The 24,268-nt window shown below is 69.3% G+C and carries 28 protein-coding genes; 9 read left to right on the top strand and 19 right to left on the bottom strand.

Going from position 1 to position 24,268, the window contains the following annotated elements:
• Nucleotides 1-22 precede the first annotated feature (22 nt).
• From ACRSBM_RS04385 to ACRSBM_RS04365, 5 genes are all read left to right on the top strand, one after another.
• Nucleotides 23-520, top strand: coding sequence for a tetratricopeptide repeat protein (locus ACRSBM_RS04385; RefSeq protein ID WP_434439988.1), 498 nt, complete (start codon nt 23-25; stop codon nt 518-520).
• Between the two features lie 74 nt (nt 521-594).
• Nucleotides 595-933 carry a hypothetical protein gene (locus tag ACRSBM_RS04380; RefSeq protein WP_434439987.1) on the top strand — a complete coding sequence of 113 codons (339 nt, stop codon included), beginning with the start codon at nt 595-597 and terminating at the stop codon, nt 931-933.
• A 24-nt stretch (nt 934-957) separates the two neighbouring features.
• The gene (locus ACRSBM_RS04375; RefSeq protein ID WP_434439985.1) at nt 958-1,671 is read left to right on the top strand and encodes a lysophospholipid acyltransferase family protein; all 714 of its coding nucleotides are present in this window, start codon (nt 958-960) and stop codon (nt 1,669-1,671) included.
• Entirely contained in the window at nt 1,668-4,352 is a 2,685-nt protein-coding gene (locus ACRSBM_RS04370) for a BTAD domain-containing putative transcriptional regulator (protein WP_434439983.1), read from the top strand. The genes ACRSBM_RS04375 and ACRSBM_RS04370 overlap by 4 nt, the downstream gene beginning before the upstream one ends.
• Before the next feature lie 58 nt (nt 4,353-4,410).
• Nucleotides 4,411-4,863 carry an RICIN domain-containing protein gene (locus ACRSBM_RS04365; RefSeq protein WP_434439981.1) on the top strand — a complete coding sequence of 151 codons (453 nt, stop codon included), beginning with the start codon at nt 4,411-4,413 and terminating at the stop codon, nt 4,861-4,863.
• Between the two features lie 63 nt (nt 4,864-4,926).
• Here the strand turns inward: ACRSBM_RS04365 and smc are convergent, their stop codons facing one another.
• The 4 genes from smc to ACRSBM_RS04345 form a co-directional block, all read right to left on the bottom strand.
• Nucleotides 4,927-8,586, bottom strand: coding sequence for a chromosome segregation protein SMC (smc, locus tag ACRSBM_RS04360; protein ID WP_434439979.1), 3,660 nt, complete (start codon nt 8,584-8,586; stop codon nt 4,927-4,929).
• Nucleotides 8,587-8,760: 174 nt separating this feature from the next.
• Nucleotides 8,761-9,351, bottom strand: coding sequence for an anti-sigma factor family protein (locus ACRSBM_RS04355; protein ID WP_434439977.1), 591 nt, complete (start codon nt 9,349-9,351; stop codon nt 8,761-8,763).
• Complete coding sequence (locus tag ACRSBM_RS04350) at nt 9,348-9,854, bottom strand: sigma-70 family RNA polymerase sigma factor (RefSeq protein ID WP_434439975.1); 507 nt, start codon at nt 9,852-9,854, stop codon at nt 9,348-9,350. The genes ACRSBM_RS04355 and ACRSBM_RS04350 overlap by 4 nt, the downstream gene beginning before the upstream one ends.
• 33 nt (nt 9,855-9,887) lie before the next feature.
• Nucleotides 9,888-10,160, bottom strand: coding sequence for an acylphosphatase (locus tag ACRSBM_RS04345; protein WP_434439973.1), 273 nt, complete (start codon nt 10,158-10,160; stop codon nt 9,888-9,890).
• An 81-nt stretch (nt 10,161-10,241) separates the two neighbouring features.
• On the opposite strand from ACRSBM_RS04345, the gene ACRSBM_RS04340 reads away from it, so the two are divergent.
• Both ACRSBM_RS04340 and ACRSBM_RS04335 read left to right on the top strand, forming a co-directional pair.
• Nucleotides 10,242-10,979 carry a CAP domain-containing protein gene (locus ACRSBM_RS04340; RefSeq protein ID WP_434439971.1) on the top strand — a complete coding sequence of 246 codons (738 nt, stop codon included), beginning with the start codon at nt 10,242-10,244 and terminating at the stop codon, nt 10,977-10,979.
• Nucleotides 10,980-11,001: 22 nt separating this feature from the next.
• On the top strand, nt 11,002-11,478 hold the full coding sequence (locus ACRSBM_RS04335; protein WP_434439969.1) for a hypothetical protein: 477 nt from the start codon (nt 11,002-11,004) through the stop codon (nt 11,476-11,478).
• Nucleotides 11,479-11,626: 148 nt separating this feature from the next.
• Here the strand turns inward: ACRSBM_RS04335 and ACRSBM_RS04330 are convergent, their stop codons facing one another.
• From ACRSBM_RS04330 to ACRSBM_RS04315, 4 genes are read right to left on the bottom strand one after another with little or no spacing between them, the layout of a single operon-like run.
• Nucleotides 11,627-11,917 carry a hypothetical protein gene (locus tag ACRSBM_RS04330; protein ID WP_434439967.1) on the bottom strand — a complete coding sequence of 97 codons (291 nt, stop codon included), beginning with the start codon at nt 11,915-11,917 and terminating at the stop codon, nt 11,627-11,629.
• 6 nt (nt 11,918-11,923) lie between these two features.
• Nucleotides 11,924-12,100 (bottom strand): hypothetical protein, encoded by a 177-nt coding sequence (locus ACRSBM_RS04325; protein WP_434439965.1) that lies wholly within the window; start codon nt 12,098-12,100, stop codon nt 11,924-11,926.
• Nucleotides 12,101-12,107: 7 nt separating this feature from the next.
• A complete protein-coding gene (locus tag ACRSBM_RS04320; RefSeq protein ID WP_434439964.1) occupies nt 12,108-12,788 on the bottom strand; it encodes a response regulator in 681 nt (226 codons plus the stop codon).
• Nucleotides 12,785-15,301 (bottom strand): DUF4118 domain-containing protein, encoded by a 2,517-nt coding sequence (locus ACRSBM_RS04315; RefSeq protein ID WP_434439962.1) that lies wholly within the window; start codon nt 15,299-15,301, stop codon nt 12,785-12,787. The genes ACRSBM_RS04320 and ACRSBM_RS04315 overlap by 4 nt, the downstream gene beginning before the upstream one ends.
• Before the next feature lie 303 nt (nt 15,302-15,604).
• Here ACRSBM_RS04315 and ACRSBM_RS04310 point away from each other — a divergent pair, with 303 nt between their 5' ends.
• Entirely contained in the window at nt 15,605-16,045 is a 441-nt protein-coding gene (locus ACRSBM_RS04310; protein WP_030467971.1) for a MarR family winged helix-turn-helix transcriptional regulator, read from the top strand.
• Between the two features lie 35 nt (nt 16,046-16,080).
• Here ACRSBM_RS04310 and ACRSBM_RS04305 read toward each other — a convergent pair whose 3' ends face one another.
• The 8 genes from ACRSBM_RS04305 to ACRSBM_RS04270 all read right to left on the bottom strand — a co-directional run bounded on the left by ACRSBM_RS04305 (nt 16,081) and on the right by ACRSBM_RS04270 (nt 21,338).
• Nucleotides 16,081-17,196 carry an HAAS signaling domain-containing protein gene (locus tag ACRSBM_RS04305; RefSeq protein WP_434439959.1) on the bottom strand — a complete coding sequence of 372 codons (1,116 nt, stop codon included), beginning with the start codon at nt 17,194-17,196 and terminating at the stop codon, nt 16,081-16,083.
• Nucleotides 17,193-17,519 carry a PadR family transcriptional regulator gene (locus ACRSBM_RS04300; RefSeq protein WP_167976464.1) on the bottom strand — a complete coding sequence of 109 codons (327 nt, stop codon included), beginning with the start codon at nt 17,517-17,519 and terminating at the stop codon, nt 17,193-17,195. Before ACRSBM_RS04300 ends, ACRSBM_RS04305 begins: the two co-directional genes overlap by 4 nt.
• 299 nt (nt 17,520-17,818) lie before the next feature.
• On the bottom strand, nt 17,819-18,676 hold the full coding sequence (mutM, locus tag ACRSBM_RS04295) for a bifunctional DNA-formamidopyrimidine glycosylase/DNA-(apurinic or apyrimidinic site) lyase (RefSeq protein ID WP_434439957.1): 858 nt from the start codon (nt 18,674-18,676) through the stop codon (nt 17,819-17,821).
• Nucleotide 18,677: 1 nt separating this feature from the next.
• A complete protein-coding gene (locus tag ACRSBM_RS04290; RefSeq protein ID WP_325517619.1) occupies nt 18,678-18,878 on the bottom strand; it encodes a hypothetical protein in 201 nt (66 codons plus the stop codon).
• Nucleotides 18,879-18,886: 8 nt separating this feature from the next.
• A complete protein-coding gene (rnc, locus tag ACRSBM_RS04285; RefSeq protein WP_434452957.1) occupies nt 18,887-19,690 on the bottom strand; it encodes a ribonuclease III in 804 nt (267 codons plus the stop codon).
• A 16-nt stretch (nt 19,691-19,706) separates the two neighbouring features.
• Nucleotides 19,707-19,889, bottom strand: coding sequence for a 50S ribosomal protein L32 (rpmF, locus tag ACRSBM_RS04280; protein WP_030467958.1), 183 nt, complete (start codon nt 19,887-19,889; stop codon nt 19,707-19,709).
• 2 nt (nt 19,890-19,891) lie between these two features.
• Nucleotides 19,892-20,473 (bottom strand): YceD family protein, encoded by a 582-nt coding sequence (locus tag ACRSBM_RS04275; RefSeq protein WP_434439954.1) that lies wholly within the window; start codon nt 20,471-20,473, stop codon nt 19,892-19,894.
• A 148-nt stretch (nt 20,474-20,621) separates the two neighbouring features.
• Entirely contained in the window at nt 20,622-21,338 is a 717-nt protein-coding gene (locus tag ACRSBM_RS04270; RefSeq protein ID WP_434439953.1) for a DivIVA domain-containing protein, read from the bottom strand.
• A gap of 168 nt (nt 21,339-21,506) precedes the next feature.
• On the opposite strand from ACRSBM_RS04270, the gene ACRSBM_RS04265 reads away from it, so the two are divergent.
• Nucleotides 21,507-21,902: a GNAT family N-acetyltransferase gene (locus ACRSBM_RS04265; protein WP_434452955.1), complete on the top strand. Its 396-nt coding sequence runs from the start codon at nt 21,507-21,509 to the stop codon at nt 21,900-21,902.
• 75 nt (nt 21,903-21,977) lie between these two features.
• Here the strand turns inward: ACRSBM_RS04265 and coaD are convergent, their stop codons facing one another.
• Genes coaD through ACRSBM_RS04250 form a run of 3 tightly spaced genes read right to left on the bottom strand, consistent with a single transcriptional unit; the run spans nt 21,978 to nt 24,173 of the window.
• A complete protein-coding gene (gene coaD / locus ACRSBM_RS04260; RefSeq protein ID WP_434439951.1) occupies nt 21,978-22,460 on the bottom strand; it encodes a pantetheine-phosphate adenylyltransferase in 483 nt (160 codons plus the stop codon).
• A gap of 53 nt (nt 22,461-22,513) precedes the next feature.
• The gene (gene rsmD / locus ACRSBM_RS04255) at nt 22,514-23,068 is read right to left on the bottom strand and encodes a 16S rRNA (guanine(966)-N(2))-methyltransferase RsmD (RefSeq protein ID WP_434439949.1); all 555 of its coding nucleotides are present in this window, start codon (nt 23,066-23,068) and stop codon (nt 22,514-22,516) included.
• Nucleotides 23,069-23,099: 31 nt separating this feature from the next.
• Nucleotides 23,100-24,173 (bottom strand): MBL fold metallo-hydrolase, encoded by a 1,074-nt coding sequence (locus ACRSBM_RS04250; RefSeq protein WP_434439947.1) that lies wholly within the window; start codon nt 24,171-24,173, stop codon nt 23,100-23,102.
• Between the last annotated feature and the right edge of the window lie 95 nt (nt 24,174-24,268).

Genomic DNA, 24,268 nt, shown 5'->3' with positions numbered 1-24,268 from the left:
CGGCTGACGTAAAATCGCGAGGATGTCCTCCGTCCGGGAACTGGAAGAACGCGTGGCCGCCCAGCGCGCCGCACTCGGCGCCGAGCACCCCGACACGCTGTCCGCCCGCGGCGACCTGGCCGAGGCCAAGGCCCACGTCGGCGACTTCAGAGGTGCGATCACCGAGTTCAGGGCACTGGTGAAGGACCACACAGCCGCGGCGGGCGCGGACGATCCCCGCACGCTGGCGGTCCGCCTGAACCTGGCGAAGGTGCTCGGCACGGCGAAGCAGTTCGCCAAGGCCGTCAGCGTCTGCGAGCCCCTGCTCCATGCCCAGGTCAGCGTGCTCGGTCCCGGCCACGCCGACACCCTGGAGACCCGGCAGCTGCTGGCCAACCTGCGTTACGCGACCGGTGACACCGAGGGCGCGGCCGGGGAGCTGGAGCTGTTGCTGACGGCTTTGTCACACGTGCTCATGCCCACTCATCAGCGGATCACCCAGCTGAAGCGCGACATCGCGTTCCTGAAGCGTTCCGCCTGACGTGGGGCACGACACTCGCACCTTCCCGCAGATTCGGGCTTGCAGGGCTGGTGAGGGTGGGGGACTCTTTTACAGTGAGTGAGGAAACGATCCAACTCGATCTCAACGAATCCGGGGTGGCCGTCGACCTGCCCTTGCCGGCGAACAACCGGGACAGCGTCCAGGGTGTTCCCTACCGGCCGGTCGAATTCCGAGACGATGATCTGCCCACTGCCCTCGAACGTGCCGCCACCTGGCTGCGGCAGACGCAGGACTGGCTGGGCGAACCCGTGGACGTCATCGCAGTTCATCTCGACTACGACGACACCAAGGGCAACCCGTACTACGACCTCAAGTTGCTGTGCAACGACGAGGACCTCGCGGGTGTGCCGAAGGTCATCCGAGACAACGAAAGGGCCGCTACCGGTCAGTAGCGATTACGGCTACCGTTCGGAAGCATGTCGGATCGCGTGTATCCCCCGGTGGTCGCCGCAGCCAAGCTCATGTTCAAGGTGCTGGACCTGCGGATCACCGTCGAAGGGGCGCACCACGTACCCCGCACGGGTGGAGCGGTGCTGGCGTCGAACCACGTCAGCTACCTCGACTTCATCTTCGCGGGCTACGGCGCGCACCCGTCGGGGCGTCTCACGCGGTTCATGGCGAAGCACGAGATCTTCGCCAACAAGATCGCAGGCCCGCTCATGCGCGGCATGCACCACATCCCCGTCGACCGGAGCGCGGGCCAGGCCTCCTACCAGCAGGCCCTGTCCGCGCTCCGCACCGGCGAGGTCGTCGGGATCTTCCCCGAGGCCACCATCAGCCGCTCGTTCACGGTCAAGGACATCAAGTCCGGCGCGAACCGCCTGGCGGACGAGGCCGGCGTGCCGCTCATCCCCGTCGCGTTGTGGGGCACCCAACGGCTCTGGACCAAGGGCCGTCCGAAGAACCTGACCCAGCGGCACGTCCCGATCACCATCCTCATCGGCGAGCCGTTCGAGCCCTCCCCCGGCGACTCCGGCGACGGCGTGCTGCGCAAGCGGATGCAGGACCTGCTGGACACCGCGCAGGCCTCCTACCCGAACGAGCCGGGTGCCTGGTGGGCGCCGGCGCACCTCGGCGGCAGCGCGCCGACGCCCGAAATGGCAGCGAAACTGGACGCTCGCGGCGCGTGACCCGGTTCCGCCTGCTCGGTGAGGTGACAGCCGACGGCCGCCCGCTCGCCACCACGCACTCCAGCGTGCTGAGCGTGCTGTCGTTGCTGCTGCTCGACGTGGACCGCGTGGTGCGGACCGATCGCCTGGTGGACGGCCTCTGGGGTGAGCGGCTGCCGGCCAGACCGCGTGACGCCCTCTACAGCTACCTGTCCCGGCTGCGCGCCGTGCTGCCTCCGGACGTCGCGGTGCGGCAGCGCTCAGGCGGGTACGTGCTCGAGGCCGATCCCCGATCGGTCGACCTGCACCAGTTCCGTGCGCTGGTCGCCACGGCGCCGGCCGACGACGAGCAGCGGGTCGAGACGCTCACGCGAGCGCTCGCGTTGTGGTCCGGCGAGCCCTTCACCGGGCTGACGGCGCCGGGTCTGGACGCGATGAGGCCCGCACTCGCGGCCGAACACTTCGCCGCCGTGCTCGACCTGCACGACGCACGGCTACGGCTGGGCCAGCACGCCGAACTGGTGCCCGTGCTCCAGCCGTTGGCCGAGCAGCATCCGCACGACGAACGTCTCACGCGCCAACTGCTGCTCGCACTCACCGCCTGCGGACGGCAGCACGACGCGTTGCACCACTACCACGCGCTTCGTGAGCGGCTCGCCGACGGACTCGGCGTGGATCCCGCGCCGGAGACGCAGCAGGTCTACCAGCGGATCCTGGACGGGCGGCCGGCGTCGTGCGGGGTGCCCCGCGAACTGCCCGCGAGGCCCGGCTACTTCAGCGCCAGGACCGCGGAGCTGGCCGCACTGACCGGCGCGGTGACCGAAGGACCCGGACGGGTGGTGGTCAGCGGGCCCGGCGGCGTCGGGAAGACCGCGCTCGTGCTGTCCTGGGCGCACGACCACCTGGACCTCTTCCCGGATGGCCAGCTCCACGTCGACCTGCTCGGGTTCACTCCATCCGGCACGCCCGTGACACCGGCTGACGCGTTGCAGCGGCTGCTCGCCGGCCTCGGCGTTACGAACGTGCCCGAGAGCGTCGACGCGCGGGCCGCGTTGTTCCGCAGCACCGTCGCCGACCGGCGGATGCTGCTCGTGCTGGACAACGCGGCCGACAGCGCGCAGGTCATGCCGCTGCTGCCGGGAACGGCGTCGTGCGCCGTGCTGATCACCAGCCGGGACAGGCTGCACGGCGTCGTCACGACCGTTGGGGCGAGGTCACTCCCGCTGGCCGCACTGTCCACTTCAGATGCCAGGCTGCTGCTCGGCGAACGGCTGGGCACCGCTCGCCTCGACGCCGCTCCGCAGGCCGTGGAAGAGCTGCTCACCTGGTGCGCCGGGCTGCCGCTGGCGCTCAGCGCCGTCGCCGGTCACGCGCGGATGCGGCCGGGATTCGGGCTCGGGGTGCTCGCCGACGACCTGCGCGACTCCTCCGATCGCCTGGACGCCATGGATCTCGACGATCCGGCGGCGTCGCTGACGGTCGTGCTGTCCTCGTCGTACCGGGCGCTGGAACCCAGGCACGCCCGCACGTTCGGCCTCCTCGCCGCGGCGCCGGGCCCGGACATCAGCCTGGCCTGCGCCAAGGCGTTGACGGGAGATCCACGCGTGCGCGGCGATCTCCGCACGCTGGAACGGGTCTCGCTGGCCGAGGAGCACCTCCCCGGCCGGTGGCGCCTGCACGACCTCGTGCGGCTCTACGGGCAGGCGCACGCCGCTCCGCCGGACCTCGACGAGTCGCTGCGCAGACTCACCGGCTTCGTCCTGCACACGGCACGTTCGGCGGATCAGCTGATCACTCCCGGCCGCAGACCGATCACGCTCGCACCCTCCGCCGCCGAACCGCTCGCGATTGCGGACCACAAGGCCGCGGTGGCGTGGTTCGACGCCGAACACCGCACGGTTCTCGGGCTCCAACAGGTCGCCGACGACGCCGCGGTCTGGCACCTGGGCTGGGTGCTGCACGGCTACTACCACCTCGGTTACGGGCACCGTGACGACTACACGACCGCGCTGAGGAACGGGGTGAAGGCCGCGGAACGGCTGAACGACCCGGCCGCTCTCACCATCACGCACCTGATGCTCGGCCAGCATTGCCTGTCCTGCAACGCCTTCACCGAGAGCGAGCACCACCTGCACCAGGCGCTCGCCTGCGCGGCGGCCCAGAAGGACACGTGGCGGCAGGTCAGCGCGCTGATGACGCTCTCGCACGTCGAACGCCAGCAGGACAAGAACCGCGACGCGCTGGACCACGCCCTTCAGGCACTCGCTCTGGCCCGCACCCTGGGCGACCCGCTCTGGGAAGCGGAAGCCCTCGGTACCGCGGGCAGGCACGCGACGGCCTGCGGTGAGTTCGCGCTCGCCGAGGAGCACTGCCAGGCCGCCCTGGCGATCTGCGCCGAGTCCGGTGACGCGATCGGTGAGGCGCAAACGCTCGGAAGCCTCGGATCCGTCCTGCACGTCACCGGCCGCCACCAGGACGCGCTCAGCGTGTTCGAGCGTGCGGCAGCCCTCTTCCACGACCAGGCCAACAACTTCCAGGAGGCCGAGATGCTGGAGAAACTCGGCGACACCCACCTCGAGCTCGGCCGGGACGCCGACGAGACCTACCGGCGTGCGCTGGCACTGCTCGAACAACGGGCGGACTCGCACATCGCCGGCCGGCTGCGCGCGAAGATCCGTGCCAGGTCCGAGCAAGATCGCTGAAAGGCCGCCTCGACAGAGTCCCCTCGTCAACGAAACGCCTCGACGAGGGGGAACCGGAGTGAGGATCGGACGGATCGCGGCGCTGCTCGCGGTCATCACCGCAACGGTGGGCTTGGCGCCACCCGCCCAGGCAGCGGAGACCTGGCTGTTGAAGAACCAGTGGAACAACGGCTGCCTGGACTACAACCCGACCAACGGCGTGCACACGCGGGCGTGCAACGGCGGGCCATGGCAACAGTGGCAGTTCATCCGGTATGGCGACGGCACCATCCGGTTCCTCAACGTCGCCACCAAGATGTGCCTCGACGCCAGTGAGAAGGGCGTGCGCGGCTGGGGGTGCAACGAGCTGCCGTATCAGCGCTGGAGGCTGGAGTGGCTGTCCACCGGGGACTTCCGTCTCTTCAGCAGGTGGGACAACCGCTGCCTCGACAACAGCGAGAAGGGCGTGCGGACCTGGGGCTGCAACGTCCTGCCCTACCAGCGCTGGTACCAGGTCGAAACTCCACTCTGACCTGCGGTGCCGGGCCGCGGCCGGAGCCGGTTCACGCCCTCGGGCACCGCTCCGGCCGCCCTCTCAGGCCTCTGCGTCCGCCGATTCTGGCGAAGGCTCCACGGCCTCCACAGGTTCGGCGGCCTTCGCGGGTTCCGCCGCCGCACGAGCCGGCTCGTCACCGGTCGTGCGCAGCCGCTGCGAGATCACCTGCGAGATGCCGTCACCGCGCATCGAGACGCCGTACAGGGCGTCCGCGATCTCCATGGTCGGCTTCTGGTGGGTGATGATCAGCAGCTGCGACCGTTCCCGCAGCTGCTCGAACAGGCCGATCAGCCGGTGCAGGTTCGTGTCGTCCAGCGCCGCCTCGACCTCGTCCATCACGTAGAACGGTGAGGGGCGGGCACGGAAGATCGCGACCAGCATCGCAACCGCGGCCAGCGACTTCTCGCCGCCGGAGAGCAGCGACAGGCGCTTGACCTTCTTGCCGGGCGGGCGGGCCTCCAGCTCGATGCCGGTCGTCAGCATGTCGTCGGGCTCGGTCAGCACCAGGCGGCCCTCGCCGCCGGGGAACAGGACCTTGAAGACGATCTCGAACTCGCGCGCCACGTCCTCGTAGGCCAGCGTGAAGACCTCGAGGATCTTGTCGTCGACCTCCTTCACGACGGTGAGCAGGTCGCGGCGGGTGTCCTTGATGTCCTCGAGCTGCGTCGAGAGGAACTTGTAGCGCTCCTCCAGCGCCGCGAACTCCTCCAGCGCCAGCGGGTTCACCTTGCCCAGCAACGACAGGTCGCGCTCGGCGCGCTTGGCGCGGCGGGCCTGGGTGTCGCGGTCGTACGGCATCGGCTGCGGCTCGGAGACCTGCTCGCCGCGTTCCTTGGCGGCTTGGTACTCGGCCATCTCCGCGGCCGAGGCGGGCACCATGACGTCGGGCCCGTACTCGTTGATCAGGTCGTCCAGGCCGATGCCGAAGTCCTCGGCGATCTTGGTTTCCAGCTGCTCGATGCGCAGGCGCTGCTCGGCCCGCAGGACCTCGTCGCGGTGCACGGCGTCGACGAGCTTCTCCAGCTCACCGGACATCTCACGCACCAGGTTGCGCACCTGGGTCAGCAGCAGCTCGTGCTGCGAGCGGCGTTCCTGGGCCTGGTCGCGCTCGCGGGCGGCGCGGGCCAGCGAGATCTCGATGCGTTCCAACGCCTGTTCGCCGCCGCGGGCCACGGCCTTGGCCACCACCGCACCACGCGCACGGTGAGCGGTGGCGCGGGCGTGGCGTTCACGTGCCTCACGCTCGGCGCGCGCGGCGCGACGCAGGCTCTCCGCCTTGCCCTGCACGGCCCGTGCGCGCTCCTCAGCCGTGCGCTGCACGAGCCGGGCGTCCATCTCGCCCTGGCGTGCCTGAGCGAGCTCGGCGGCCAGCGCGTCGCGCTGGTCGGTGTCCGGCTCGTCCTCCAGCGTCTGCTCTTCCTCGGCCATCAGCAGCCGCTCTTCGAGCTCGCCCAGTTTCATCAGGGCTTCCTCGCGCGACCGCTCGACCTTGGCGCGCTGCTCGGCGATGCGGTTGACCTCGGCCTCCGCGGACCGCACGGCCGTGGCCATCCGGTTCAGCCGCTCGCCGGAGCGGGCCTGCCGAACCTTGGCCTCCTGCATGGCCTCCTTGACCGCGTCGAGCACCTTGCGACGGGCCTGCTGCTCGGCGCGGGCACCCTCCAGCGCCGCCGAGGCGTGCTCCAGCGCGCGTTCCGCCGTCGTGAGCTGCTCCTGGGCCTCGTCGACCGCGGCCTGCACCTCGATCACGCTCTGGCCCTGGCCGCCGGAGCCACCGACGGCCCAGTCCGTGCCGAACAGGTCGCCGTCACGGGTCACCGCGCGCACGTTCAGCCGTGCCGCCGTGTCCAGGTCCTCCACCACCGCGAGACGGTCGAGCGCGCGAGCGAGTGCCGGGCGCAACGCCTCCGGCGCGTGCACGACGTCGATCGCCCACCTCGCACCGTGCGGCAGGTGGCCCCACTGCGACGTGTCCACAGTGGACCCGCCCGAGCCGATCAGCACACCCGCGCGGCCGGCGTCCTTCTCCTTCAACAGCTTCAGCGCCTGGAGCGCACCGTCGCCGGACGACACGGCGACGGCGTCGGCGATCGGGCCGAGCGCGGCGGCCAGCGCGACCTCGAAGCCGGGTTCGACCGTCAGCAGCGCGGCGACGGACCCGAGCAGGCCCGGCACGTCCGACGCGAGCAGCAAGCCCGCGCCGTCCTTGCGCGTGAGGCCCAGCGAGAGCGCGTCGACGCGGGCCCGCCACGACGCGATGTCACGTTCGGCGGTGCGTTCGGCCTTGACCAGTTCCTCGACGCGCTGCCGTGCCGCGTCGTTGGACTGCACGGCCTGGCGGTGGCGTTCGTCGAGGCCGTGGTCGTCCTCGTCCTCGGTGCCGGTGATCTCGCGGGCCTCGGCCAGTTCCATCGACGCGAACTCGACGCGTTCGGTGGCCTCGGAGAGGGTGACGGAGAGGCGTTCGATCTCCTCGGCGGTCGCGTTCGTCTTGCTGCGCAACGCTTCCACCTGACCGGAGAGCCGCGCGAGGCCCTCCCGGCGGTCGGCGATGGCGCGGACGGCGGCGATGTGCGCCTTCTCCGCCTGCGAGACCATGCGTTCCAGCTCGGCCCGCGTCTCCACGGCCTCGGCCAGCGCGATGCGCGCCTCGGTCACGCCTTCCTGGAGCTCCAGCTCCATCTCGGCGGTCTCCTCGGCCTCGCGGTCGAGGTCGTCGGGGTCGCGGCCGCGGGAAGGCGCGTCCACGTCGGCGGACAGGTGCCGGGCACGTTCGGCGGCAAGGCGGACGGTGCCACGCAGGCGTTCCTCCAAAGCGGACAACCGGTACCAGGTGTCCTGTGCGGCCTGCAGCTTCGGCGAGTCGGCCGCGACCCGCTCCTCCAGCTCGTTCTGCTGGTACTGCGCGGCCTGCAACGACTTCTCGACCTCGGCGCGGCGCGCGCGGGCCTTCGCCTCGTCGTGCTCCTCCTGCGCGATGGCCTCCCGCTGCGTCACCAGGTCGTCGGCGAGCAGGCGAAGTTTGCTGTCCCGCAGCTCGGACTGGACGACCTGCGCGCGGCGGGCGATCTCGGCCTGCTTGCCCAGCGGCTTGAGCTGGCGGCGCAGTTCGGCGGTGAGGTCGGTGAGGCGCGTCAGGTTCGCCTGCATCGCCTCCAGCTTGCGCAGCGCCTTTTCCTTGCGCTTGCGGTGCTTGAGGACACCGGCGGCCTCTTCGACGAACGCGCGCCGTTCCTCCGGTTTGGACTCGAGGATGGCGGCGAGCTGGCCCTGACCGACGATCACGTGCATCTCGCGGCCGATACCGGAGTCCGACAGCAGTTCCTGGATGTCCATCAGGCGGCACGAGTTGCCGTTGATCTCGTACTCCGTGGCGCCCTCGCGGAACATCCGCCGCGTGATCGAGACCTCGGTGTACTCGATCGGCAGGACGCCGTCGGAGTTGTCGATCGTCAGCGTCACCTCGGCGCGGCCGAGCGGCGCGCGGCCGGACGTGCCGGCGAAGATGACGTCCTCCATCTTGCCGCCGCGCAGGTCCTTGGCGCCCTGCGTGCCCATCACCCAGCGCAGCGCGTCGAGCACGTTGGACTTGCCGGACCCGTTAGGGCCGACCACACAGGTGATGCCGGGCTCGAAGCGCAGCGTGGTAGCCGAGGCGAAGGACTTGAAGCCCTTCAGCGTCAGGCTCTTGAGATGCACGCCGCGCAGAGTACCCAAACGCTTGCGCTGAATGCGGGAGGCGGGTCGTGACCTGCGCGTCCAAGCGCGAGACAACGTTGATGAGGGGAGCTTTCATAAACCTGGGGTTTGGGAAAGCTCCCCTCATCAACCTCACAACCGGGCCGGACAGCCGGGCCGGCTGGGCACAGGTGCTCAGGGACGGAGAGTGACCAGCAGACCGCTTTCGTCCGACACCTCCAGGCGATCGATCTGGTCGACCCGGAACGACGTGGAGCCGGGAATGCGCTCGTCAGGGCCGTGATCGGACCCCCACCAGCCACCGACCTCCCGCTGGCCCCGCCGGTCGAACACGACGACCTTGCAGCGCGCACCCGGCTTGACCTCGCCGAGCTTGAACCACATCTCGGTGCCCCAGGACTTCGAGACCATCGAGACCTCGCCGTCCACGCCGGTGCCGGGGTCACTGGCCTCCCACGTCGGCGGCGGCGGGGACTGCAGGAACAGGATCCCGCCGGCCAGCGCGAACGCCACCAGGACGGCCGCGCAGACCAGTGCGACACGACGCCGGCGGTTCGGTGCGGGAGGGTGGGAGGGGATCTCGTCGAGCTTCTCTACGTCCTCCGGGCTCAGGCGGCCGAGCAGGCCCGGCAGCGGGGCGAGGCGCAGCATCTCGGCCTGGCAGCTCTCGCAGGTGCCGAGATGGCGTTCGAACGCGGCTCGTTCCTTGAGGTCGAGCGAGCCGAAGAGGTAGGCGCCGACGTCGACGGTGTGCTGGCAGCTCACGCCCCGGTCACCCCTCTCTCCTCCAGTGCGTCGCGCAGCGCCCGCAGTGCGTAGAAGCAGCGCGACTTGACCGTGCCCGGCGGGATGCCGAGCGTCCTGGCGGCCTCCGCGACGGTGCGGCGGCGGTAGTACAGCTCGATGACGACCGTCCGGTGCTCAGGCGTGAGCGCCCGCAGCGCCGACGCGATCTGCCACGTCTGCAGCACGTGTTCGACCTGGTCACTCACCGGTGGCAGGTTCACCGGTTCGAGCGGCACCTCGGTCGCGCGTGCGTTGCGGCGGCGGTATCCGGAGATCACCAGGTTGCGGGCGACCGTGTAAAGCCACGGCGCCGCGTCGTCCGGTTTCAACTCGTCGTGGTGCCGCCACGCGCGGAGCAACGTCTCCTGTACAACGTCCTCCGCCAGCTGGTAGTCGCCGTCGACCAGCCGCAGCACGTAGTGCTGCAGCGGCGCTCTCCAGCGGTCGTACAGCTGGATGAGGACGTCTTCCGAGGAGTCCACGATCTCCTACTACGCCATCTCCGTCACAAAGGTTCAGCGCTCGACGAACCCGGTCAGGTCGCCCCTGGCGGCGGACCACTGCTCACCGACGGAGTCGACCCGGCCGGGGGTGTCACCCGAACGAAGAGCTTTCAGCAATTGTTCACACTTCTCGCGCGGACCCTCGGCGACGACCTCGACCCGTCCGTCAGGCCGGTTCGAAGCGCTGCCGACCAGGCCCAGTTCCAGCGCTCTTGCTCTCGTCCACCAGCGAAATCCGACACCCTGCACTCGTCCACGCACCCACGCGTTCAGTCGCACGTCCACCTCCGAATGGTGGCGCAGTGACACCAGGTGACCAATGACGCACTCTGGGGTTGTCACCCATTAGTGGTACGGTCCCGACCCGTGAGTGCCCGCAGCCTCTTATTCGGCCTGCTGATCGGTGCAACCGGTATCGGCGGGCTCGCCGCCACCGGCGCCTCTCCTCTCGGCATCAGCTTCACCAACGCCGCACAGCAGGAGAGCCCCGACGCGGCGAACCAGTTCGGAACGGGCAGCGCCGCCGCACCTGGCAGAAACAGCCCGCCCAACGACAACACCGGTGTCGGCGCTCCCACGGCCTCGTCGTCCTCCTCCGCTCCCACCACCTCGTCGACGACGGCGACGCCCTCCTCCACCTCCTCGTCAGCGGCTCCCACCACCACGACTACGCCTCCCGAAGCGCCGAAGCCGCAGCCCACGCAGACGCAGACGCAGACGCAGCAGCCGTCCGGCCGGACGCCGGAGCAGGCAGTGCTCGCGCTCGTGAACGACGCCCGTGCCGCGGCCGGGTGCAAGGCCCTCGTGATCGACGACCGCATCACGACCGCCGCGCAGGCCCACAGCACGGACATGGCGACCAAGAACTACTTCTCGCACACGTCGCAGGACGGCAGGACGTTCGACGTGCGGATGAGGGAAGCCGGCTACCCGAGGCCGGGCGGCGAGAACATCGCGAAGGGCTACCCCGACGCCCAGGCCGTCGTGAAGGGCTGGATGAACTCCACCGGCCACCGCGAGAACATCGAGAACTGCAGCTTCACCACCATGGGCCTGGGACTGGACACCCGCGGCAACTACTGGACCCAGAACTTCGGCCGCTGACCGTTCGAGCAGGGGAAACTTCGTGTACGAGAGCCCGGAACCGGACTCGCGCTCGCGCTTGCGCAGGGGTGCGCCGCAGGTCATCCTCGCCGCGTCCGGCGTGGTGCTGGCGACCGTCTTCGCCGCCGTCGCCTCACTCGCCGCGGGCGCGGACACCGCCACCGAGACCCCGTCGACCCAGTCTCCGCGCAAGGAGGCCGTGAGCGACGCCCTGAGCATCGTGCCGACGTCCGCGCCGACGTCGTCCGCCGAGCTCACGTCGTCGACCACCGAGACCACGACCCCGACGACCACCACGTCGAAGAGGCCGACGCGCGTCACGACCATCACGCGCCCGGACGGCACCACGACCACGGTCACGACCGAGGACCCGCCGCCGACGCCGACGTCCAAACCTCCGGTGGACCCGCCGACATCGAAGCCGCCCACCACAGACCCGGACCCCACCACCACCACGCCGCCGCCCACCACGACGGTCCCGCCGACAACGACTTCGTAGCCGTAGAGTTACGCCAGTCACCGCGAAGTGACGCAGTGCTACACGAAGGTGTGGCGTGACTGAGGCGTTGGTTCGTTTCCGCCGATAACTCGAACGCAAGTCCATCCGACCGGGTTTCCCACGAGGAGATGGGTGTGTTCGAGGAAGATCATCCGCAGTCACCGGCCACAGCCCCGAAGAAGCGCGTGGGCACGGCGGTGATGCTGGCCGCCGGCGGCGTGGTCGTGGCGACGATGTTCGCCACCGTGGCCTCCATGCTCGCCGCGTCGGGCCGCGAGGCGAGCCCGGAGCAAGCGTCGGCCGACATCGTGCAGACGATCACGAGCGTGGCACCGGACGGCAGCACCGTCATGGTCACGGTGTCCTCCGGCGCGCCGTCGTCGGACAGGCCCGACCGCAGGCAGGCCGCGCGCCCGCAGGAACAGCCGCGGCCCGGCACGCCCGATCAGCCGCGGCTCACCACGAACCCGGCCCAGCCGACGCAGACCCAGAGCACCCCGCCCTCGTCCGCGACCGAGCCACCGTCGTCGACCTCCCCCTCCTCTTCGGCGTCGTCGAGCTCCGAGCCGCCGGTGTCCTCGTCCTCGAGCACGTCCGCGCCTGCCACAAAGCCCTGACCCACCGGCCGGTCACGGTTCGAACCGGTACCCCATGCCGGGCTCCGTCAGCAGGTGCCGCGGTCGCGCGGGCTCCGGTTCGAGCTTGCGCCGCAGCTGGGCCAGGTACACCCGCAGGTAGTGGGTCTCCTTCTCGTAGCCGGGCCCCCACACGTCCCGGAGCAGCTGCTTCTGGGCGACGAGCCTCCCGGTGTTGCGCGCGAGTACCTCCAGCAGGCCCCACTCTGTAGGCGTGAGGTGGACCTCGGCACCGTCCTTGAGCACGCGCTTGGCCGCCAGGTCGACGGTGAACGACGCGGTCTTCACGATCGGCTCGTCCTCGGGGCCCGCGACGGCCGAGCGGCGTACGGCGGCGCGCAACCGGGCGAGGAGCTCGTCCATGCCGAACGGTTTCGTCACGTAGTCGTCGGCGCCGGCGTCCAGGGCGTCGACCTTGTCGCTCGAGTCGGTGCGAGCGGACAGGACGATGATCGGCAGGGTGGTCCAGCCGCGCAGGCCGGCGATGACGTCCGTGCCGTCCATGTCCGGCAGGCCGAGGTCCAGCACCACCACGTCCGGCTTGCCGTCGGCGGCCAGCCGGAGCGCCGACGCGCCGTCGTACGCCGTGAGCACCTCGTACCCGCGTGCCGAGAGGTTGATCCGCAGCGCGCGCACGATCTGCGGCTCGTCGTCGACCACCAGAACCTTCGTCACGAGACCCTCTCATCGACCGGGAGCGAGATCACCACGGTGAGGCCGCCACCGGGCGTGTCCTCCATGGTGATCGTGCCTCCCATGGCCTCGGTGAAGCCCTTCGCCACGCTCAGACCGAGACCGACACCACCCGGCGTGCGGTCGCCGAGGCGCTGGAACGGGGCGAACACCTCCGCCGCGGCGCCGCTGGGCAGGCCGCGGCCGTGGTCGACGACGCGCAGCTCCACCTCGGAACCGTGCGCCGACGCCCGCAGCGCCACGGCACCGGCGTAGCGCAGGGCGTTGCCGGCGACGTTCGCGATCACCCGTTCGAGCAGGCCGACGTCGGCGCGCACGGGCGGGAGCGACTCGGGGACGTCGACCTCGATGTCCCCGGTCAGGCCGCTCAGCGCCCGTGCCACGGCCTCGTAGTAGCCGACGGCGCGGAACTGCGGCTCGACGGCGCCCGTGGCGAGGCGCGACGAGTCCAGCAGGTTGTCGACGAGGCCGGTGAGCCGGTCAGCCGACTCCTCGACGGCCTCCAGCAGCTCGGCGGTGTCGGAGTCCGACAGCGTCAGCTCCGGGTCGCGCAACGAGCCCACGGACGCCTTGATCGACGTCAGCGGCGTGCGGAGGTCGTGCCCGACCGCGCTCAGCAGGGCGGTCCGCAGCTCGGTGCGCGATGCCTGCCGCTGGGCTTCCAGGGTCTGCTCGGTCATGCGTTGCTGCCTCAGCGCGAGCAGCGCCTGGCCCGCGGCCGCCTCCAGCACACGCCGGTCGGACGCGGGCAGTGAGCGGCCGCGCAACGCCAGGTGCACGTCCGCCGTCACGGCGATGTCGACGTCCGCCTCGTCCGGCTCGTCGCACGGGCGCGCACCAACGCAGGCGACGCGCTCCCAGGTGCCATCGGTGCGTTCCAGCAGCGCGACGGACGTGAGTCCGAAGTTCTCCTTCACCTTCTCCAACAGCCGTGCCAGCGGATACGGGTTCGTCAGCACGGTGCGCGCGTACGACACGAGGAGCGTGGCCTCAGTGCGTGCGCGCGCTGCCTGGGTCGCACGGCGAGCGGCGTAGTTCACCACCAACGCCGTGGAGACGCCCACGACGATCATCGCGAAGAAGGTGAGCACGTTCTGCTGCGCGTCGATGGTGAACGTGTGGAAGGGCTCGGTGAAGAAGAAGTTCAGCAGCAACGCGTTGACCAACGCGACAGCGATCGCCGGACCCAGTCCGCCGACGATCGCCACGACCAGTGTGACCAGCAGGTACGCGATGACGTTGGTGGAGAAGTTGAGGCTGCCCCGCATGGACGTGCCGGCCGCCGTGACCAGCGCGGGGCCGGCCAGGGCCAGGAACCAGCCCCACGCCTGCCGACTCGGTTCGAGTGGGCTCGACGCCACCCGAGCGCGCCAGCCGTTGGTCGTCGCCGGGTGCGTGACCATATGGACGTCGATGGCGCCGGACTCCTGCACGACCGTGGAGCCGATACCGGCGGAGAACACGCGCGCGAACCGCGAACGGCGTGACGTGCCGACCACGAGCTGAGTGGCGTTGACGCCGCGTGAGAACTCCAGCAGCGCCGTCGGCACGTTGTCGCCGACGACCGTGTGGAAGGTGGCGCCGACGTCCTCGGCGAGCTTGCGGTACCTCTGCAACGAGTGCGGGTCCGCACCTGCGAGGCCATCGCCGCGAAGCACGTGCACGATCAGAAGGTCGCCACCCGCGCGCGTGGCGATGCGACGCGCGCGGCGGATGAGCGTCTCGCTCTCCTTGCCGCCGGTGATGGCGACGACGACACGTTCGCGCGTCTCCCACGTGTCGGTGATCTGCTGCTCCGCCCGATAACGCAGCAACGCGACGTCGACCTGGTCTGCGACCCACAGCAGCGCGAGTTCACGCAACGCGGTGAGGTTCCCGACGCGGAAGTAGTTGCCGAGCGCGGCGTCGATCTTGTTCGCCGCGTAGACGTCACCGTGCGCGAGCCTGCGGCGCAGCGCTTCCGGCGTGAGGTCGACGAGCTGCGTTTGATCGGCTTTGCGCACGACCTCGTCGGGCACGGTTTCCTGTTGCGGCACGCCCGTTATGCGGTGAACGACGTCGTTGAGCGATTCCAGGTGCTGCACGTTGACCGTGGACAGCACGTCGATCCCCGCCTCGAGGAGTTCCTCGACGTCCTGCCACCTCTTCGCATTCCGGGATCCCGGCGCGTTCGTGTGCGCGAGTTCGTCGACGACGGCGACCTCGGGCGCGCGGGCCAGCACGGCGTCGACGTCCATCTCGGCGAGTTCGGCGCCGCGATGCGTGAAGTGCCCGCGTGGCACGATTTCCAGGCCCTCGGCCAGTCCGGCGATCTTCGCCCGGCCGTGCGTCTCCACGAATCCGATGACCACATCGGTGCCGCGTTCCCGCCGTCGATGCGCCTCGCTGAGCATGGCGAACGTTTTTCCGACACCGGGAGCGGCACCGAGATAGATGCGGAGCTCGCCACGCCTGCGTTTCGCACTCACCAGCCCAGTCTGCTCCTGGTCAGGCATCGACCGTTCGGAGGTACGCACTGAGCCACACGGGCAGACGAGTGCGCCTTCCCACAGTTCTGACAGCAGATCTGTCTTGTTGAACCATGCTTCAGCCCGGCGCCCGTTCGAGTGAGGTTCGCTGCGCTTTTTACGCTGTTTACCAGCACATTCAAGTGTGGCGGACGCGGGCGGTGACACCTCGCGTCACCACAACGGCCGAATGGGTTATCGGCACTTGGCGGATAGCGCGCGGAGCGTGAATGAGGGAAAGTGCCAGGGTTCGTGTCCGAATTCGGACAATCACATGCGCGCGGAGAAACGATGCCCACCACCGTCACCAACCACGAGGCACTTCAACTCGTGGTGGCCGTGCACCGGCTGGTGCGTAGTCTTCGACAGGCCGCTCCGGCCCGTCGTCTGCAACCCACCCAGTTATTGGTGCTATCCGAACTGAGCGCCCACGGCCCGATGCGGATCGGCGAGATCGCGGTGCGCGCGCTGTGTTCACAGCCGACCGCGACAACCGTCGTGACCAGCCTCGAGTCCACCGGCCTCGTACGTCGCGAGCCCGACGCTGCCGACGGCAGGGCGACGATAGTCGTGCTCACCGAAGTCGGTCGCGAGACGATCCTGTCGCTCGCTCACGGCGAAGCCGAACTATTGAGTGAAAGAATGGCGGAGCTTTCCCCGGAAGACAGAGAACACCTGCGCTCGGCCATGCCCGTATTGCGCCACCTGGCCGAACCGCAGGAGAACAAGTAGGAGCGGGACCCCCCGACGAGGTCCCGCTCCCGGATTTACTTGCTGGGTGACACAGAAGTGGGTGCCACCGAGCTCGGAGTTGCGCTTTCCGAAGTCGACACCGGTGCACTCGACGTCGGCGAACTGGATGCCGACGACGGAGCGGACACGCTCGGTGTCACCGTGTAACAGGTTCCGTTTTCATAGTCGACCGTCGGCCGCGGATACCTGTTGGCCGGAATCATCGGTTGCGGATCGCCACCACGACCACAGCCGTAGTACTGGCGCGGGGCGTTGATGGGATTGCCGTCCTGGTCGTACAACAGCACGTTCGTGAGCAACTTGCCGTTCTCGTCGTAGGCGTAGATGTTCTCGTGGTTCTGCACGATCGGCGCCTGGTACGACGACGATGACGGGTTGTACGCGAGCTGCCCCGCGGTCACGTCGATGACGTGGAAGAGCAGACCCACCGCCAGCGCCGAGGCCGGCAGGCTGAACCACAGCCACCGCCGGTCGACCTGGGCCCGCGGCCCGGCGAACACCGAGCCCACCGCGATCGCGGCGAGCGCCAGGAACCCGATGATGTCGCGGCCGGCGAGCAGCACGGCCCCTAGCCCGATCAGGCCCGCCCGCACCAGCCACCACGCGGGCTGCAACGACCTGAGGTAGGTCAACGCCCGTTCCGCCGGCGTACCCCGCTCCGGCGTCAGCCACTTCTTGAGCTTCTGCGTCTCCGGCAGGTTCATGATCTCCTGCTGGGTCGGCCCGCGGTCGTGCACGAGCGCGAGGCTGAGCACGAGGATCACACCCGGCAGCAGAAGCACCGCGGTCGCCCGCAACGCCGCGGTTCCGGCGAGCAGCGTGATGCCGGTGGCCACCGCGAGCCCCCACGCCGCCGCGCGCGGCCTGCTCAGCCAGGATTTCTTCGTGGTGACCGGCAACCGCTCGGTCCGCGGCGGGTACCCGGCGGCCTGCCGCAGCTCCCGCGCGTACTGCTCGGGCGGCCCGAGCCGTTGCTCGAGGGTCTCGTTCTCGCCAAGCTCGGTGGACAGCTCGCTGACGTGCGCCCCGACGTCCTCCATGATCTCGGAGACCTCGTTGGGCGGCAGGTCGTCGAGGGCGGCACGCATCCCGGCCAGGTAGTACTCGACACCGAGCGCTTGCGTGTTCATGCTGCGACCTCCTCGAGCAGGCCGTCCAGCGTGCTGGCGAACGACCTCCACGTCTCCCTCGACTCAGCCAGGCGCGCCCGCCCGGTCTCGTTGATGCTGTAGTACTTGCGGTGCGGCCCCTCTTCGCTCGGCACCACGTACGAGGTCAGCAACCCCGCGTTGTAGAGCCGGCGCAGCGTGCCGTACACCGACGCGTCCCCCACGTCGTTCAATCCCCCGGCGCGCAGTCTGCGCACCACGTCGTACCCGTACCCGTCGTCCTTGCGCAGAACCGCAAGGACGGCCAGGTCGAGCACCCCCTTGAGCAGCTGACTCGTGTCCATGGCCCCTCCGACCCCGGGCTTGGTGGGCCGAAATCGGCGAAGCCGTTCCGACCACCAAAGCGCTCCGTCTTCCAGGAGCACTGTTGCGCCGTGGACACTACTACGCACTGCGCACTACTGTCGAACGCGCGTTATTGCACCGAGACTTCAGCGTGGAAGGACTGGATCGACTACAGGACGTTCGAGCCCGCGCGACGGTTGTCAGCGCGGCGCCGACCAGCACGAACAGTGCCGAACCTGAACCACAACGGCCAGCCGAACAGCGAAAGGCTGGAAAAGCCTACGCCGAGCCCACCGCCTCAAGCCCTGGGGCGAGGCTGACAACGCGGGCACGAGAACGACGAGCGGTTCATGAACGGCTCCCGGATCATCGCCGCCCCGCACCGCTTGCAGGGCCGGTTCTCCTGCCCGTAAGCGTTCAGGGAGCGGTCGAAGTACCCGGACTGCCCGTTGATGTTGACGTAGAGGGCGTCGAACGACGTGCCGCCCTGCCCGAGCGCCTCACGCATCACGTCGGTGGCGTGGTCCAGCAGCTCAGCGGCCTTGGCCTTGGTCAACTTGTCCGTCATGCGGGTGCCGTGCAGCTTCGCGCGCCACAGCGCCTCGTCGGCGTAGATGTTGCCGATCCCGGACACGAGGGTCTGGTCCAGCAGAGCACGCTTGATCTCCGTGTGACGCAGGCGCAACGCGCGCACGGCAGCATCACGGGAGAACAACGGGTCCATGGGGTCGCGCGCGATGTGCGCGACCGAGTCGGGCACGAGGGTTCCGTCGACCTCGACCAGTTCGGCCAGAGCGAGGCCGCCGAAGGTGCGCTGGTCGACGAAACGGAGCTCTGGTCCGCCGTCGTCGAACCGGAAACGGACGCGCAGATGCTTCTCGTCGGGGGCCGACGAGGGTTGGACGAGCATTTGGCCGCTCATGCCCAGGTGCGCGAGCATGGCGGCCTTGTCGGCCAGTTCTACCCAGAGGTACTTGCCGCGGCGCCTGGCGGCGGCCATTGGCTGGCCCGCCAGGCGCGCGCAGAAGTCCAAGGAACCCAGGTCGTGCCGGCGAATGGCACGTGGGTGCAGCACCTCTACCGAGGAGATGACCCGGCCGGCGACGTGGGCTTCAAGGCCGAGGCGTACTACCTCGACCTCTGGGAGTTCGGGCACGTCAGGCTTCGGACTTGCCCTCGTCGACGGGCTGCGCCTCGATCACGGCTGCCTGCGGCTTGGTGGGCTTGAGGACCCACACTCCCGCACGGCTCGTGTCCCTGACCAGCACAAGTCCCTGGATTCCTCCACTGCGGGAGGTGTTCACCGGGCCGCGAGCGGAACGCGTGCGGCGGTTCGTGCGGTACCTGGTCGCATACATTGCGTGTCTCAGTCTTCCTCGGTTGGGGCGGTCCCTGGCGTCACCGAGGCGCCATTCTGTCCGTTCGCGGATCGGACCGGCTCCTGCTCGGCCTTGACCCGCTCCGACAGAACATGATAAGCCGCTTCGGCGGCTTTCTGCTCGGCTTCCTTCTTGGTGCGCCCATCACCCTTGCCGTAAGGCTGGCCACCGACGAGCACCGTTGCGGTGAACTCTTTGCGGTGGTCCGGCCCCTGGTCGTCCACGCGGTACTCCGGGACGCCGAGGCTGGCTTGAGCGGTGAGCTCCTGCAGGCTTGTCTTCCAGTCCAGTCCAGCACCCAAAAGCGGAGCTTTGGCCAAGAGCGGATCGAACAGCCGGTGAACGAACGTTCGTGCGGTATCGATACCGAACTGCAGGTACACCGCACCGATGACGGCCTCGAGGCCGTCGGCGAGGATGCTCGCCTTGTCCCTGCCGCCGGTCAGCTCTTCGCCGCGACCGAGCAGCAGGTGTGCACCGAGCCCGCCATCACCCAGGTTGCGCGCGACGCCCGCCAGTGCGTGCATGTTGACCACGCTGGCGCGGAGCTTCGCGAGCTGACCTTCGGGAAGATCGGGGTGGGTGCGGTAGAGGTGGTCTGTGACGACCAGCCCCAGCACCGCGTCTCCCAGGAACTCGAGACGCTCGTTCGGCGGCAAGCCGCCGTTCTCGTACGCGTAGGACCTGTGGGTGAGTGACAGCACGAGCAGCTCGGCGTCCAGGTGGACGCCGAGCGCTTCGAGCAGATCCGCGCGGTCCGCTTGCGGTGCGCGCGGCGGCTTTCCCCCCACTACGTCGCCGAGGAGATCAGGCCGGCTGAGCGACCTGGCGGCCAGCGTACTGACCACAGGCCGGGCAGGCGACGTGCTGCGGCTTCGGCTGGCGGCAAGCCTTGTTGGAGCACGCCACCAGGTGCACGGCAGACGTCTTCCACTGGGAACGCCGCGCACGGGTGTTCGAACGCGACATCTTCCGCTTCGGGACGGCCACGACTACTTCTCCTCCGAGTTGTCATCGCTGAACCGCTCTTGCAACGCGGCCCAACGAGGGTCAATCGTCTCATGCCCGTGGTCGGGCCCGAGCTCCGCCCACCTGCCACCACACTCGGAGCAAAGCCCCTTGCAGTCCGGCTCGCAGAGCGGCGCCTGCGGCAGCGCGAGAACGATGGCGTCCCGCACCACAGGCTCGAGGTCGATCAGATCGTCGACGATCCGGCTGACCTCGTCTTCATCAGTGGTCTCGTCCGTGGTGCTGTCCGGCCACGCGTAGAGCTCCGTGATCCGGACTTCAACCTCTTCGGCGAGCGGCTCGAGGCACCTCGAGCACTCCCCTTCGACCTTCGCGGACGCCGTCCCCGACACGAGCAGGCCCTCCACGACCGATTCGATCAGGAGGTCGAGCTCGACTTCCCCGCCTTCGGGCACCGCGATCACCCCGAGCAGCCCCACACCTTCGCCGGGGACCGACCTCACGAGGGGTCGGCTCAGACCGGCTCGACGGCCGATGTCCCTGGTGTCGATGACCCAGGGACTGGATGCTGTGGGACGCGTGGGCGCGTGACGATGCTCAGTCATGATTTCGGGTTTTGCCGGCGGGGACCTACCACGTCCAGCCGGTCCAGGGTACGGGACGACGCCCCCGCACGTGAAATCGGCAGGTGATCGCACCTGTCCGACGTAGCGCGAATCACACGTTCAGTCGACGCCGGAGCGCCCTGGTTCGTCAGGAGCCGTAGTCGAACGGCGCCGCGGCACCCGCGACGGCCGGTCCGCGCAGGTGCGAACGGCCTTTGCCGACCGACCTGAGCGTGTGCGCGAGGAGGTCCTCGAAGTCCGCGAGCTTGCTGTCCACGTACGCGTCGCACTCCGACCGCAGCCGGATGGACTCGCTCTGCGCGGAGTCGAGCAGGCGTGCCGCCTCGGCGTGCGCCGCACGGACGACCTCCTGCTCGTTGACGAGCCTGGCCTGCTCGGCGCGGCCGTCCTCGGTGGCGCGCTCGTAGTTCGCCCGGCCCGCCTGGATCATCCGCTCGGCCTCGGCGTGCGAACGACCCACCAGGTCGTCGTACTCCTGCCGGCCCGCGGCCACGGTCCGCTCGGCCTGGTCCTCCGCCTCGGCGATCATCCGCTCGGCACGGGCGCGCGCGTCGGACAGCATCGCCTCGGCCTCGGCCTGCGCCTCGGCGAGCATGCGGTCCGCGTCCGCGCGTGCCTTGGACACGCCGGTCTCGGCCTCGTGCTTGGCCTTGCCGACGACCTCGTCGCGGTGGTCCAGCACGTCCTGCGCGTCGTCGAGCTCGGCGGGGATCGCGTCACGCACGTCGTCGAGCAGTTCGAGCACATCGCCGCGCGGCACCACGCACCCCGAGGTCATCGGAACTCCGCGCGCTTCCTCGACGATCGTGACGAGCTCGTCGAGTGCCTCGAACACCCGGTACACGTCTCACTCCCTAACCCCTGTGACTCCCACCCACAAGTGTGCCCTGCCGATCTCCCCCGGTCAGGGAGATCGGCAGGGCGTGTCAGGATTTCCGCACATCGACCTGGGGGAACCGTGAAGATCACAATCCGGCGAGCCGTCGCCGCCGACGTCCACCCGATCGTGGCCATGCTGGCCGACGACCCGCTCGGCGCCGCACGCGAGCGGCCGGGCGACCCCGCCTACCTGAAGGCGTTCGAGGTGATCGACGCCGATCCGCACCAGTACCTCGCGGTCGCGGTCTCCGGCGACGAGGTCGTGGGCACGCTGCAGCTCACGTTCACGTCCGGCCTGTCGCGCCTGGGCATGACCCGCGCGACAGTCGAGGCCGTGCGGGTGCGTTCCGACCAGCGCGGCAGCGGCCTCGGTGCCCACCTCATGAGGTGGGCGATCGACGAGGCACGCGCACGCGGCTGTGGTGTGGTGCAGCTGACGACGGACGCGTCACGCGTGGACGCGCACCGGTTCTACGAGCGGCTCGGGTTCACCGCGTCGCACGTGGGGATGAAGCTGACCCTGAGCTAGTGGCGCGGCCCGGAACGTCGGCTGGGTAATTCGCGGTCAGCAGGGCGCCTCGCGGCACCGTTCCGAGTCACACCACTAGCGGGTCTCGGCGAGGCGCTGCTGCAGCCGCTGCTCGATCGAGGCAGGCAACAGCGTCGACACGTCGCCGCCGTACGTCGCGACCTCCTTGACCAGCGAGGACGCCAGGTAGGAGTACTGCGGGCTGGCCTGCATGAACAGCGTGTCGACGCCGGTGAGCTGGTGGTTCATCTGCGCCATCTGCAGCTCGTAGTCGTAGTCGCTGACCGCGCGCAGGCCCTTCACGATGGCCTTGATGTTGTTCTCGCGGCAGTAGTCGACCAACAGGCCGTGCCACGAGTCGACACGCACGTTGTCCCACTGGGAGGTGACCTCGCGCAGCATCTCCTGACGTTCCTCGACGTCGAAAAGAGTGCGCTTGTTCTTGTTGATCAGCACGGCGACGACGACCTCGTCGAACAGGTGCGCGGCTCTCCCGATGATGTCCAGGTGGCCGTTGGTTACCGGGTCGTAGGAGCCGGGGTACACGGCACGCGTCATGGAGCGGACGTTAGCACCCGATCGGATGCCTCCAGGCGTGTCCGTGGTTCTCGTCACCCATCAGAACGCGCCTGACCCCAATACACGGCCGTGTCCCCATAACGCTTGGCACGCAACGGTTCCACTTCCTCAGGCCAGGCTGGTTCGCTGCTTCGCGAAGCACGTTCCACGATCAAGATGGCATCACCAGCGAGCCTGGGCGCGATCCCCCGCAACACTTTGGCGAGCTCGTCGTCGCTCACCGCGTACGGCGGATCGGCGAACACGACGTCGAACTTCTCCCCCTCCGCCGTGACGTACGCCTCGGCCGTCCGGTTCGCGATCGTCGTGTTGGTGAAGCCCAGGTCGCGCGCGTTGGCCTTGAGCACGTCGGCCGCCCGCTTGTCCGACTCCACGAACGTCGCGTGCTCCGCACCCCTGCTCAGGGCCTCGAACCCGAGCGCGCCGGAGCCCGCGTAGAGGTCCAGGACCTGCGCGCCGTCGAGGTCCACCATCGCCTCCAGCGAGCTGAAGAGGGCTTCCCTGACCCGCTCGGACGTGGGCCTGGTGCCCTTGGGCGGCACCTTGAGCCTGCGGCCTCCCGCGGTCCCGGCAACGATTCGTGTCACGCGGACATCGTCCCAGAGGGGTCCTGAGCCCTCAGGCGAGAGCCTGCCACCAGCCGTCGACGTCACCGGGAGCGTCCACGTCGACCCGCTCACCCGGCCGCGGCACGGCGAGCTTCATCCCGCGCGCCTTCACCTCGCGCCACACCCGGTCGATCGGCTCGCCCCACGGGTGCAGTGCCAGGTCGAACGTGGCCCAGTGCACCGGGATCAGCAGCCCGCCGCCGAGGTCGTCGAACGCACGGACACCGTCCTCCGGCGTCATGTGGATGTCCGGCCACGCGTCCCCGTACGCACCGACCTGCATCAGCACCGCGTCGAACGGCCCGTGCGCCGCACCGATCGCCTGGTAGCCGGCGAAGTAGCCGGTGTCGCCGCTGTAGAACACCGACCGGTCGCCGCGCTTGATCACCCACGAGGCCCACAGCGTGACGTCGCGCTGCACCGAACGGCCCGAGAAGTGTTGTGCCGCAGTGCAAGTGAGCGTGAAACCGTCCACCGAGTGCGACTCGTCCCAGTCCAGCTCGACGATGCGGTTCGCCGGCACGTCCCACCGCGCGAGGTGCGCGCCGAGACCGAGCGGCACCACGAACACCGCGGACGTCGACCTGGTCAGCTCCTGCACGGTCCACATGTCGAGGTGGTCGTAGTGGTCGTGCGAGACCACCACGGCGCTCACCGCAGGCAGATCGGACAACTGGTGCGGAACCGGGTGCAGCCGCCTGGGACCGACGCGGGAGGACGGTGAGACGCGGTCGCTCCACACAGGATCGACCAGCACCGCGGCGCCGTCGATCTCGATCAGCGCGGAAGCGTGGCCGTACCAGGTGATGTGCAGGCCCTCGGACACCGGCGCGGCGGGACCGACCAGCGGGACCGCGACGGACGGCTTGCGGCCGGCGCCGCCGAAGACGAGGTCGCGCAACGGGAGGGACTCGCGGTCCGGGACCGTGCGGACTTTCTTCTCGTTGTGGAACTTCCCGTCGCGGTAGTGCGGTGAACGCGCCATCCGCACCGGATCCGGCTTGCCACCCAGCTGCTTCGGCACGTCCCGCAAAGCCCACGCCACGCCCGCCAGTCCGAGCAGGCCGGCCAACGCCTTCTTCATGCGATTCCCTTCCCCTGTAACCCCGTGCCCGGTGCAACGCACGGAATCGTCGTGGAGTTCCTCGCTCCCCGCACCACGAAGGGCCCGGGCAGCAC

It is taken from the genome of Lentzea xerophila, from assembly GCF_051094245.1.
Classification (GTDB): domain Bacteria; phylum Actinomycetota; class Actinomycetes; order Mycobacteriales; family Pseudonocardiaceae; genus Lentzea; species Lentzea xerophila.
The sequence above is the reverse complement of the archived record's forward strand: the minus strand, read 5'-3'. Positions and strand labels throughout refer to the sequence as shown.

Coding starts and splice junctions, on each gene's coding strand:
- ACRSBM_RS04300 (WP_167976464.1), bottom strand. CDS start 17,519: ATGGACACGAGTCAGCTGCTCAAGGGGGTGCTCGACCTGGCCGTCCTT.
- ACRSBM_RS04250 (WP_434439947.1), bottom strand. CDS start 24,173: ATGAAGAAGGCGTTGGCCGGCCTGCTCGGACTGGCGGGCGTGGCGTGG.
- ACRSBM_RS04290 (WP_325517619.1), bottom strand. CDS start 18,878: ATGTATGCGACCAGGTACCGCACGAACCGCCGCACGCGTTCCGCTCGC.
- ACRSBM_RS04265 (WP_434452955.1), top strand. CDS start 21,507: ATGCTGGCCGACGACCCGCTCGGCGCCGCACGCGAGCGGCCGGGCGAC.
- ACRSBM_RS04385 (WP_434439988.1), top strand. CDS start 23: ATGTCCTCCGTCCGGGAACTGGAAGAACGCGTGGCCGCCCAGCGCGCC.
- ACRSBM_RS04310 (WP_030467971.1), top strand. CDS start 15,605: ATGCCCACCACCGTCACCAACCACGAGGCACTTCAACTCGTGGTGGCC.
- coaD (WP_434439951.1), bottom strand. CDS start 22,460: ATGACGCGTGCCGTGTACCCCGGCTCCTACGACCCGGTAACCAACGGC.
- ACRSBM_RS04375 (WP_434439985.1), top strand. CDS start 958: ATGTCGGATCGCGTGTATCCCCCGGTGGTCGCCGCAGCCAAGCTCATG.
- ACRSBM_RS04275 (WP_434439954.1), bottom strand. CDS start 20,473: ATGACTGAGCATCGTCACGCGCCCACGCGTCCCACAGCATCCAGTCCC.
- ACRSBM_RS04305 (WP_434439959.1), bottom strand. CDS start 17,196: ATGAACACGCAAGCGCTCGGTGTCGAGTACTACCTGGCCGGGATGCGT.
- ACRSBM_RS04315 (WP_434439962.1), bottom strand. CDS start 15,301: ATGCCTGACCAGGAGCAGACTGGGCTGGTGAGTGCGAAACGCAGGCGT.